Genomic DNA, 11921 nt, shown 5'->3' with positions numbered 1-11921 from the left:
AGGCGACTGGGGAGTGGCGAGTGGACAGTTGACGGTGGACAACTGTCAACTGTCCAATGTCCAATGCCCAATGCCCAATCCCCAATCCCTTATTCTGTCGGAGACTAAAAATTTAATGGAAGATTTGGCAATATTTCTGTTTAAGTCTTTGACGGGTTGGCTGGTTATTCAGGTGTGTTTCACGCTTGTCTTTATATGGTATCTGCGCTCATCCAAAAAGAACTTATTACCAGATGATCAGTTACCCAAAACCGCAGTGATTCTTTGCTTACGCGGAGCCGATCCGTTTTTGCCTAGATGTTTGCGATCGCTCCTAAATCAAAACTATCCACAGTATGATTTAAAATTGATCGTTGATAGTCAGGAAGATCCCGCTTGGAAAATTGCTAGTGAAACCATCACAGAGCAAGAAGCAACCAACGTTCAAATCAGCCCTTTGAGAATAGTACGCAACAATTGTAGTCTCAAATGCAGTTCTTTAGTCCAAGCTATCCGTGAGTTGGACGATTCTTACAAGGTGGTTGCTTTAGTAGATGCTGATACTATTGTCCATCTGAATTGGCTGCGAGAATTAGTCAGTCCTTTAGGCGATGCCAAAGTAGGGGCAACAACAGGTAATCGTTGGTACGTACCTACAGGTAAGTATTGGGGTTCTTTAGTGCGCTACGTCGGCAATGTATCCACAGTAGTGCAAATGTTTATCTTCCAGATTCCTTGGGGTGGAACTTTGGCTGTGAAAACAGAAGTACTTCGCCAAACAGAACTGCTAGATAAGTGGGGACAAGCTTTAAGCGAAGATTTTATGATGCACGACATCCTGAAAAAACATGGCTTGCAGGTAAAGTTTGTGCCTTCGTTACTAATAGTCAATCGTGAAGAGACTGATTTATTCAACTTAATAGACTATCTCAAGCGCCTCATCCTTTGTTCTCGACTGTATCACCCCCGTTGGTTGGCTCTTGTTAGTGAAGCTGTTTCTAGCATTTTGTTTCCGACTCTACTGCTCATTTTAGTTCTAGAGTCGTTGTTAGAGGCAAAATGGGAAGCTGCGGGTCTGTTGTTAGTCTGCTATGGTGTCTATACTGTCGGATTACTCTTGATAATGCTGGTGTTGGAATTAGAGATACAGCGAATGGTTCGCTCTAATGACCAGGCGATGCCTATCGGCAAGCCGTTGCACGTCTACGCAAAATTATCAGCTGCTACAATCATCAAAATGTTGATTGGGATTCCCTTGACACAGTGGGTTTATGGGTTAGCAATGCTATCATCCCTATGGACATCAACAGTTACCTGGCGCGGTGTCAGCTATCGGGTTCAAGGGCCCTGGAATATCCGGCTAGTTGAATATCGCCCTTATCAATGGTTGGATCAGCCTATTAATAACAAGGTTTCTCTTTGAATTAAATCGCTAAATATGAACTAGGGCATGAAAGTTATTACACTAAACATTCCCTAGTCTTCAAATTATATTATCTTATATTTAGTAGAACTATATTAGCTATAACCCTTGTCAAAATACACGTTTTTAATTGTTGATTACCAAAATCTATTTGCATTAATGACAAGGGTTTAGACAAATATATTAAGGGGGATTTTGACTTAGTATTTTGGATGTTTTGATAGTTTCAATCCAGGTTTATATAACGGTCTGTTGTTGAGTCTAATCCAGACCTAACCCCCAACTCATTCTCTACTAGCGTTGGGGAGTAAGCCTCAAAGCCTCTCTCATACAAGAAGAGAGGAATGGAAGCTAGGTCAGAGTCTATTGCACACAAACGAGAAGCGTTATAAACATCCACTTCAAAATCGACAATTTCGGCTATTTGACAATGTGTAAATCCTTAGTTTAACGGTATTAGTGGGGATTTATGAGCCAAACAATCAGGATGTTCATGAAACATAAGCTGCGTAAATCCTAAGTTCAAAACCAGCAATTTTGTGAAATATTCCCTTTTTTATGACTAAGCAAAAACTTCGCATTGCACTGTTTACAGGATTGTACGCTCCTTTCTTAACTGGTGTTTCTGTTGCAGTTCACCAACGAGTTCGTTGGTTGCTAGAGCAGGGACATGAGGTTTTTCTAATCCATCCGCAAATCAACGATCGCTACCCCAAAAATGTCGGCGATCGCCCCATGCCAGGTTTAGAGGAAATTCAGTCTTTCCCCAATTTCTCTGCTTACGCATTCCCCACAGAACCACTAGTATTCTACAAGTCTCTTCCTCAACCATTGAACTATCGACATTGGAGTGATACCAAGTTGCTAGAAAAATTCAAGCCCGACATTATCGTGGTTGAAGAAGCCGCGCAAATGAGAGGTTTATACTCATTTTTCTTGCAAGGTTATGGTCGTCCGATCGGCACTCAATACGCAAAACGAACAGGCACACCAATAATATCACTCTTTCATACAGATATCGTTGCGTACATCAAATATTACTTTGGAGATCGCTTCTTCAATTTGGTTCGTCCGATCATTCCCGTTTTAGTCAAGCAATTTAGTGAGTCTTATGACTTCACTTACTTCTCTTCTAAAGAACAACTCACTAAATACGAAGAACTGAAATGCCAACGCGCTGAATACGTCGCTTATCAAGGCATCGATTGCGAAAAATTTCACCCACGAAACATCTGTTACGACCCCATTCCTAATGATAACCGACCAACTCTTTTGTTTGTCGGACGCATCACACCCGAAAAGAATGTCAACCAACTGCTTGATATATTTCCAGTCATAGCTGCCAAAATCCCTGATGTCCATCTGGTAATTGTTGGTAGTGGGCCGCTAGATGAAGAGATTCGTCAGCGTGCTAAAAAGTTTGGATCGGGTGTTACTGTATGGGGTGAGTCCCACGGTACGGAACTTTTAGGTTGGTTTGCCAGAGCAGATGTTTTTGTCAACCCCTCCGTTACCGAGAACTTCTGCACTACAAATAACGAGGCGTTAGCGTCTGGAACCCCTCTGGTTGCTGTTGTTGCACCGTCAACCTCAGAACAGGTATTTCCTGGTCGTAACGGCTTTCTTGCCCAACCTAACAACCCAACAGATTTTGCCCAAAAGGTAATTGCGATTCTGGAAAATCCCGATTTGAAAGCAGATATGACTAGACAGGCTCGCCCCTCTATACTTGACTTTGATTGGTCGGCATGTATGCAGAAATTGGAACACAAACTTTACCAAATCGTTGAAGGAGCGCAGAAGGTGGAGGTAGGTACAGGTAGTATAAGACGATAGTAGTCAAACATATTCCGACGCGATCGCAACCACAGTCAGCTACACAGGTGATCAAGAGTTTAAGCTACAGTGGCACTAATGCGATCGCCGATGGCTACTTACGGTTTGTGCAATCGGGTACTTCTACTAGAGTTCAGGTTGATGCCAATGCTGCTGCTGATGCTGCGCGATTAGCAGAATGGGAATTTCACAATGCGGTATTAGCGATGAAAGAAGTTGTGCGCGGGCAATACGGGGCAGATAGCGATCAAGCCCAAGCGGTTGGACTAAAGAAAAAATCAGAGTACAAGCGTCCCAGCCGCAAAAAGTTAGTCGCATCATGAGTTAGGAAAAATTAACACATTCGACATGGGCGATCGCTCTACATATTTATATACATAACCAAGACAACTTGTAGGGTGGGCAAATATTTGCCCACCCTACAAGCTTGATGCTTCGAGTTTGACCAAGGTTTTCTGTCCAATAGTGCAAAGGAGGGTTAGGGTGGGGTAAAATCTTGGTTAATCAGCTATTTCAGACTTGTGTGTAAACCGTAGGCTTGCTCTTAGGGGAGAGAAAGCGCAACTTTGGCGGGGTGGGGTTCTTCAAGTTTAATAAGCAATCAAGCGACATGATATGAGGACGCTTTTGCATAATTCTGACATCGCTAATCTTGATAAATCAGGTCAAAATGAGCGAATAGTGAGTTTCAGCAAAATAGACTTTATTAAAAGATGCCCAAAATATCACAATTTGAGAAAATAATAAAGTAAGTCGAGTATCACAAGACTCACTTGATTTCCTCATTTCTTCTAGGAAAATATGACTCATCCTTTCCTTGAACGCCTGCGTAGTCCAGATAGCCCAGTCCTCGTATTCGACGGGGCGATGGGAACCAACCTGCAAACCCAAAACCTGACTGCTGAAGACTTCGGCGGCCCACAGTATGAAGGTTGTAACGAATACTTAGTCCACACCAAACCCGAAGCTGTGGCTAAGGTTCACCGCGACTTTCTCGCTGCTGGTGCTGATGTGATTGAAACCGATACCTTTGGCAGTACGTCCCTGGTGCTGGCAGAATATGACTTGGCAGACCAAGCCTACTACCTCAGCAGGACAGCCGCAGAATTGGCGAAGCGTGTGGCGGCGGAATTTTCCACGCCAGAAAAACCCCGGTTTGTGGCAGGTTCCATCGGCCCCACAACTAAACTCCCTACCTTGGGACATATTGACTTTGACACCATGAAAGCTACTTTTGCTGAACAAGCAGAGGCGCTGTGGGATGGTGGTGTCGATTTATTTCTGGTGGAAACTTGCCAAGATGTGCTGCAAATTAAGGCGGCGCTGAATGGAATTGAAGAGGTGTTTGTTAAGAAGGGCGATCGCAGACCGTTGATGGTGTCTGTGACAATGGAAAGCATGGGCACAATGTTGGTTGGTTCCGAAATCAGCGCTGTGCTGACAATTTTGGCACCTTATCCAATTGACATTCTCGGTTTGAACTGTGCCACTGGCCCAGACTTGATGAAACCACATATCAAGTATCTGTCAGAACATTCACCTTTCATCGTTTCCTGTATTCCTAACGCGGGTTTACCTGAGAACGTCGGCGGTCAAGCGCACTACCGGCTGACACCGTTGGAATTACGGATGTCATTGATGCATTTTGTTGAAGATTTGGGTGTCCAAGTGATCGGGGGTTGCTGTGGGACACGTCCAGAACACATTCAACAATTGGCAGAACTTGCTAAAGACCTGAAGCCAAAAGTTAGACAACCAAGTTTAGAACCAGCAGCAGCATCAATTTACACCACTCAGCCTTACGATCAAGATAATTCCTTCTTGATTGTTGGCGAACGTCTGAACGCCAGTGGTTCCAAGAAGTGCCGCGATTTGCTAAATGCGGAAGATTGGGATGGACTGGTTTCAATGGCGAGGGCGCAGGTAAAAGAAGGCGCACATATCCTTGATATCAACGTCGATTATGTGGGACGTGATGGTGTAAGGGATATGCACGAATTAGTTTCGCGCATTGTTAATAATGTGACATTGCCTTTAATGCTTGACTCCACCGAATGGGAAAAGATGGAGGCGGGTTTAAAAGTTGCCGGTGGTAAGTGTTTGCTGAACTCCACCAACTACGAAGATGGGGAACCGCGCTTTTTGAAGGTGCTGGAGTTGGCGAAGAAATACGGTGCTGGTGTGATCATTGGTACTATCGATGAAGATGGGATGGCGCGAACGGCAGACAAAAAGTTTGCGATCGCCCAACGCGCATACCGTCAAGCTGTAGAATATGGCATACCACCCACAGAAATCTTCTTTGATACCCTCGCGTTACCAATTTCCACCGGGATTGAAGAAGACCGAGAAAACGGTAAAGCCACAATTGAATCCATCCGGCGCATTCGTGAAGGATTGCCTGGAAGTCATGTAATTTTGGGTGTTTCCAATATTTCCTTTGGTTTAAATCCAGCCTCGCGGATGGTGCTGAACTCAGTATTTTTGCACGAGGCGACGACGGCGGGAATGGATGCAGCCATTGTCAGCGCTAACAAGATTTTACCCCTCGCGAAGATTGACACACGCCATCAAGAAATCTGTCGCCAGTTGATTTATGACGAGCGGAAGTTTGAGGGTAACGTCTGCGTTTACGATCCATTGGGAGAGCTTACCACAGTATTTGCTGGGGTGACGACAAAACGCGATCGCTCCTTAGATGAAAGTCTCCCTATCCCCGAACGTCTGAAACGCCATATCATCGACGGTGAACGCATTGGCTTAGAAGAACATCTGAAAAAAGCTCTAGAAGAATATCCCCCCTTGCAAATTATCAACACCTTCCTGCTAGATGGGATGAAAGTTGTCGGGGAATTATTCGGTTCTGGACAAATGCAGTTACCCTTCGTCTTGCAATCTGCGGAAACCATGAAAGCGGCGGTGGCCTTTCTAGAACCGTTCATGGAAAAATCGGAATCTGGCAACAATGCTAAGGGAACCTTTATCATTGCCACAGTTAAAGGCGATGTCCACGACATTGGTAAAAACTTGGTGGATATTATCTTATCCAACAACGGCTATAAGGTGATTAACCTGGGAATTAAACAGCCAGTGGAAAACATCATCAACGCTTACGAACAGTACAAACCTGATTGTATTGCCATGAGTGGTTTGCTGGTGAAATCCACCGCTTTCATGAAAGAGAATTTAGAGATATTCAACGAAAAGGGAATTAGTGTACCCGTGATTTTAGGTGGTGCGGCACTGACTCCCAAGTTTGTCTATGAAGATTGCCAAAAAACCTATAAAGGTAAAGTTGTTTATGGCAAAGATGCCTTTTCTGACTTGCACTTCATGGATAAATTAATGCCAGCAAAGGCCGCTGATAACTGGCAAGATTTGCAGGGATTTTTGAACGAAGTCGAAACTGCTGAAGTTTCGACGAATGGTAACAAAGAATCAGTAACTACAACTGGTGAGAAAACAACATCTGCTGAACCAAAAGAAGTAGATACAAGACGTTCTGATGCTGTGGCGATAGATATTGAACGTCCCACGCCGCCTTTTTGGGGAACAGAGTTATTGCAGCCTAGTGATATTCCCATCGAAGAAATATTCTGGCACTTGGATTTACAAGCTTTGATTGCTGGACAGTGGCAATTCCGCAAACCGAAGGAACAATCTAAGGAAGAATATCAGGCTTTCTTAGCTGAGAAAGTGTACCCAGTTTTAGAAACTTGGAAACACCGTATTATTGAAGAGAATCTGTTGCATCCCCAAGTGATGTATGGATATTTCCCTTGTCAATCTGAGGGAAATTCTCTACATATATATGACTCAGAAAACCACTCACAACAGGTTGCAACTTTTGAGTTTCCTAGACAGAAGTCTTTAAGGCGGCTGTGCATAGCAGATTTCTTTGCACCAAAGGAGTCGGGAATTATTGATGTCTTCCCGATGCAAGCGGTGACTGTGGGTGAAATTGCCACAGAATTTGCCCAAAAGCTGTTTGCTGCCAATCAATATACAGATTATCTGTATTTCCACGGTATGGCGGTACAGGTTGCGGAAGCTGTAGCTGAATGGACACACGCCAGAATTCGCCGAGAGTTAGGCTTTGCTGCTGAAGAACCCGACAATATTCGGGATATATTAGCACAACGCTATCGTGGCTCACGGTATAGTTTTGGGTATCCAGCTTGTCCAAATATTCAGGATCAGTACAAGCAACTGGAGTTATTGCAGACTGACAAGATTAAGTTGTATATGGATGAAAGTGAACAACTTTATCCAGAACAGTCTACCACTGCGATTATTACCTATCACCCATTAGCGAAATACTTTAGCGCGTAGAATCCTATTCGTTAAGGCAATAGGCTTGGTGTTAGTGGTATTTTGCCCTGGATTTTCCAGGGGCCTTCAATAGAGACCTAACAAGAACAGCCCCTTCCCTACTAGCGTTGGGGAGTAAGATTCAAAGCAATACGGTTCGGATAAGACACGATCCCCCCAACCCCCCTTAAAAAGGGGGGACTAAAAATCGCTCTATTTCCCCCTTTTTAAGGGGGACTAAGGGGGATCTTTAAAACCTATGCACCTTAACCGAACCGTATTGGAAGTTGTTAGTCTAATGGCTAGTGATACGATGTTAATTGAGCAAACTATCCAACTTCGTCAGCAATATCGGCTGAAACTACCCGACGCAATCATCGCAGCGATCGCGCTTCAGGCAACTGCGAACCTAGTAACGGCGGATCGGGAATTTGCGAAAGTATCAACATTAGAAATTATTGGCTGGTAGCGATCGCGATGTCAAAGGCTAAATGTAAATGCCGAAAAACTTTTTCTACAATTGATGCAAGCTGGTTTTAGCAACCCGCCACCCATGTAAGATAGGCATGGTAAACAATCCCCACGCCAAACCTGTAATTAACCCAAAAGGCGTAACCAGATAGTTATTAAAACTCCACCAACCGAAAACCTGCGCTGCTAATTCCAAAGGATAAGCCATCATCAACACACTTGCTAAAGCCACACCACTCCCGCGATACTGACTTAACCAGTAAAATCCCTTACCACCAGTTACGCCATACAACAGACGAGTAATCAGCAAACCCGTGACAGTGCCGTAGCAGCGCATACACACAGCCATAATAAACGGTGGTGCTAAATCTAACCCCATATCTGGTTGCGGACAGACATGATTACCCATGAAATAAATGATGTCCGCAATTCCAGGAAGCAAAGACACCCCAGACGCAGCCAAAAAGGGAGCGATAGGTGGGCCAAAAACCATCCCTACCAACAAGAAATCAGCAATCAAACTAACCCAATTAACCTGCAACTCTTCACTGAAAGCTACTCTTGTCATCTCCCTTTCTCTGCGCCTCTGCGGTTCGTTCTTTTAACCTACCTTATTAATATACGGACTTGTCAACTTATCCAACTGCTGAATTAACAGACTGAGGAATAATCCCACATCTGTGACTACACCCACCGATTCTACAGAACCGCGATCGCTTAACTTAGTTACCACAGCGGGATTAATATCCACACACACCATCTTCACCCCTGCCGGAGTCATATTCCCCACGCCAATCGAGTGCAGCATTGATGACAACATCAAAATCATCTCCGCACCTTCTAGGTGTTTGGCATATTCCTCCTGTGCTTGAATCAAATCCATTTGGGTATCAGGCAAAGGCCCGTCATCCCGAATCGAACCTGCAAGCACAAAAGGTACATTATTGTGGACACATTCATACATCACGCCACTTTTAATTGCTCCCGCCTCCACAGCTTTCGGAATGCTGCCATAACGGCGGATACTATTAATTACCTTGAGGTGATGGCGGTGTCCACCACGGACGGCGACACCCCGCTTCATGTCCACACCCAAGGAAGTGCCCATGATATTTTGCTCGATGTCGTGAACTGCGATCGCATTCCCACCCAGCAACGCCTGTACATATCCTTCTCGAACCAGTTGCGCCAAGTGTTCGCCGCCACCAGTGTGAATCACCACAGGCCCAGCCGTGACAACTACTTTACCACCAGCATCACGGATTTTACGTAATTCCCAAGCCACTTGTTCAACGACCAATTCCACGCGTCGTTCGCTGGAAACGCCCGCCGACATAAAGCTGAATTCTTGAGTGCTGCGGAGTTCCCGCGATTCAGTTTTGCGGATGGTGCGGATACCTAACACGTCTACAATTACCTGTTCACCAACTTTTAAATCGCGTAGTATTTTACACTGAGCAACTAAACCTGTGGGAGTTTGAGTAATTGCGATCGCGCCATCCATCCGCTGATTTTCTACCTTCACCCAGTGACCATTAATTCGCACTTCGGTGGGGTAAATGGTACTGACGTAGAAATCATCAGGCGCTACGCCATCTTGGATCACAGGCTCCAAGATCGCGTCTCGCTCATCATGGGGTAAGTCTACTGCACCCAAATCAATCAACATTGAGATGATTTCTTCCATCACCTCATGAGATGGTGCTGATACCCTCACCTCGGCGGCTGAAGTACTTTGACGCTGTTCTCCCAAGTTGAAATTCAGGACTTTGAAACTTCCCCCGGCATCTATAATCAAATCCAAAGCGCGGTTAATTAAGCCAGCATCTAGCAAGTGTCCTTCCATCCGAATGACGCGGCTTTCTACCGAGACATTGGCATGAATTTCATCTCTAACTGGTTCTGTAACCCGCAAAGTTAAGCATTTAGCCGCACCACCAGCTTTGAGAAATTCCGTTAGCGGCGTTTCCAGCACTTGGAAACCTACATCTGCAAGGCGGGTTTTTAAAACATCACTCGCCTTGTTCATAATGACAATGCTATCCACATTCACTGCATTACAAGCGAAGTTGACTGCATCAGCCTCAGCAAGTGCGATTCGCTTTTCTGGTGCGACTCGCATTTCAATTAAGCGGTTGGAGTAAGAATCAAAAGCACCGGGATAGTACAGCAAATAGCCATTTGCTAGGGGACAAAAACAGGTATCCAGGTGATAGAAACGTTCGTCTATGAGTCGCAGGGATAGCACCTCAATATCCAGCCATTTAGCTAAATAAGGGTGAGAATCTAATTCCGAGCGGAAACCGTATCCCGCCCATAACCAACGTCCTTCCCGATCTAGCAGTGCGTCTCCTGCTCCCTCAAAGGGCAAATCTTTAGGAAGTTCATTGACTGTATAACCATTTGCCTCAAACCATTGCTTGAAGAAAGGCTCCTCTCCCTGACGTTCTTTGTGCAAAAAGCGACTGAGGACGACGTTATCGCCTAGTACTAAGCCAGCGTTGGCGGTAAAAACCAAATCAGGCCAGCCTTTTTCAGGTGGTACTAAGTCTACAATGGCGTGTTGTTTAAGGATCTGGTGTAGTCCCTGCCACTGTTCCACGGCGCGATCGCGCGATGATTTGTGAATATTCCCTTCCATCCAAGGATTAATCACATAGTCTACATCGTAGTGGTCAGGAGGGCACATTAAAAAGCGAATCCGGGAAGTCATAAAAATCTTACAAGCGTTTTATATGCTACAAGCTTACTTTGAATACAGATTTTTGTTTTTCTACAGGTAAAATCTGCTACTAGAGCTTCTATCTTTTGATAGTTGAAGACTTTACAAAGGCTTCGTTATTAATTCTATTACTGGAAGATGGTAATAATACCAATTCAAAATTCAAAATGACGCTCTCGGACTCGCTAACAAAATTCAAAATTAAGAAAGCCTGATTTAATCTGGGTTTCCAGTCAAGTGGGGCAAGTAAAAACACCATTAAAAGCAGCAAATATTTGGTGGCGATCGCTCTTTTGACTTTTCACGGCATCTAGAAAACCTCTCTCCTAAAAGGAGAGAGGTTTTGAATTTTCCCCCTTCCCGCATCGGGAAGGGGGTTAGGGGGTTAGGCTTTTCGTGGACTTTTCTACATTGACATCAAAAGTCAAGATCGCTCTCCTCCTCTTCAATTGCCAATCAAGCAGTCACTATATAAGACGAGTTGATTGCTGCTACACGACCAGCATCTACCAAAGCTTGATAGACTATCGCCGCTACCTCGCCGCGTGTAGCATCGCGGGTAGGATTGAGTTGTTTCAGGTTTGGGTAATTGACGATAATTTCCTTGTCTATAGCTTTTACTACCTCATCCTTGGCATATTCAGGAATCTTTGCTTGGTCATCGAAAACTTTGATAGTTGCCGTACCATCGCTAGATAACCCCAGTCCATTCACCAGAGAGACAATCACTTGCACGCGCTGGATATTTTTGTTGGGGCCAAAGGTATTGTCGGGAAAACCAGAGAGAAATAAACCTTGATATGCTTGCTGAATTACCTTAGATGCCCAGAAGTCTGCTGGTACATCTTTGAATTTGCTCACCGGGCGGTTTGGCGATGGGTTGAAAGCTTTTACCAGTAATGCCGCGTATTGCGCCCGTGTCATGGTCGCATCGGGTTTAAATGTGCGATCGGGAAAACCATTAACTATCCCCAATTTGACTAATTCCCGAATAAACTCACCTGCCCAATGATTTGCAATATCGGTTAATTCGATTGTAGGTGTTGGAGTTGTAGGTGTTGGAGTTGTCGGGGTTGGAGTTGTTGGGGTTGGAGTTGTTGGGGTTGGAGTTGTTGGGGTTGGAGTTGTTGGGGTTGGAGTTGTTGGGGTTGGAGTTGTTGGGGTTGGAGTTGTTGGGGT

General features: G+C 44.8%; 8 protein-coding genes. 5 read left to right on the top strand and 3 right to left on the bottom strand.

Annotation, left to right across the window (positions count from 1 at the left end; all coding sequences use genetic code 11):
• Positions 1–115: 115 nt before the first annotated feature.
• From V7K62_RS05110 to V7K62_RS05090, 5 genes are all read left to right on the top strand, one after another.
• The gene (locus V7K62_RS05110) at positions 116–1402 is read left to right on the top strand and encodes a glycosyltransferase (protein ID WP_334862411.1); all 1287 of its coding nucleotides are present in this window, start codon (positions 116–118) and stop codon (positions 1400–1402) included.
• Between the two features lie 558 nt (positions 1403–1960).
• Positions 1961–3238: a glycosyltransferase gene (locus tag V7K62_RS05105; RefSeq protein WP_334862343.1), complete on the top strand. Its 1278-nt coding sequence runs from the start codon at positions 1961–1963 to the stop codon at positions 3236–3238.
• A gap of 11 nt (positions 3239–3249) precedes the next feature.
• Positions 3250–3561, top strand: coding sequence for a hypothetical protein (locus V7K62_RS05100; protein ID WP_442937224.1), 312 nt, complete (start codon positions 3250–3252; stop codon positions 3559–3561).
• Positions 3562–4039: 478 nt separating this feature from the next.
• Entirely contained in the window at positions 4040–7570 is a 3531-nt protein-coding gene (gene metH, locus V7K62_RS05095) for a methionine synthase (protein ID WP_334862341.1), read from the top strand.
• Positions 7571–7808: 238 nt separating this feature from the next.
• A complete protein-coding gene (locus tag V7K62_RS05090; protein ID WP_334862339.1) occupies positions 7809–8018 on the top strand; it encodes a PIN domain-containing protein in 210 nt (69 codons plus the stop codon).
• Positions 8019–8063: 45 nt separating this feature from the next.
• On the opposite strand, the gene V7K62_RS05085 is transcribed toward V7K62_RS05090, so the two are convergent.
• The 3 genes from V7K62_RS05085 to V7K62_RS05075 form a co-directional block, all read right to left on the bottom strand.
• The gene (locus V7K62_RS05085) at positions 8064–8588 is read right to left on the bottom strand and encodes a DUF2085 domain-containing protein (RefSeq protein ID WP_334862337.1); all 525 of its coding nucleotides are present in this window, start codon (positions 8586–8588) and stop codon (positions 8064–8066) included.
• A 33-nt stretch (positions 8589–8621) separates the two neighbouring features.
• Positions 8622–10733 carry a bifunctional arginine dihydrolase/ornithine cyclodeaminase gene (argZ, locus tag V7K62_RS05080; RefSeq protein ID WP_334862335.1) on the bottom strand — a complete coding sequence of 704 codons (2112 nt, stop codon included), beginning with the start codon at positions 10731–10733 and terminating at the stop codon, positions 8622–8624.
• 465 nt (positions 10734–11198) lie between these two features.
• A partial coding sequence (locus V7K62_RS05075) for an S-layer homology domain-containing protein (protein WP_334862333.1) occupies positions 11199–11921 on the bottom strand: 723 nt, incomplete at its 5' end.

Source organism: Nostoc sp. (assembly GCF_036917935.1).
Classification (GTDB): domain Bacteria; phylum Cyanobacteriota; class Cyanobacteriia; order Cyanobacteriales; family Nostocaceae; genus Nostoc.
This window is presented reverse-complemented; position numbering and strand designations above follow the sequence as displayed.

Excerpts from the sequence above, each read along its gene's own strand:
- argZ (WP_334862335.1), bottom strand. The coding sequence starts at position 10,733 with ATGACTTCCCGGATTCGCTTTTTAATGTGCCCTCCTGACCACTACGAT.
- V7K62_RS05090 (WP_334862339.1), top strand. The coding sequence starts at position 7,809 with ATGCACCTTAACCGAACCGTATTGGAAGTTGTTAGTCTAATGGCTAGT.
- V7K62_RS05085 (WP_334862337.1), bottom strand. The coding sequence starts at position 8,588 with ATGACAAGAGTAGCTTTCAGTGAAGAGTTGCAGGTTAATTGGGTTAGT.
- metH (WP_334862341.1), top strand. The coding sequence starts at position 4,040 with ATGACTCATCCTTTCCTTGAACGCCTGCGTAGTCCAGATAGCCCAGTC.
- V7K62_RS05105 (WP_334862343.1), top strand. The coding sequence starts at position 1,961 with ATGACTAAGCAAAAACTTCGCATTGCACTGTTTACAGGATTGTACGCT.
- V7K62_RS05110 (WP_334862411.1), top strand. The coding sequence starts at position 116 with ATGGAAGATTTGGCAATATTTCTGTTTAAGTCTTTGACGGGTTGGCTG.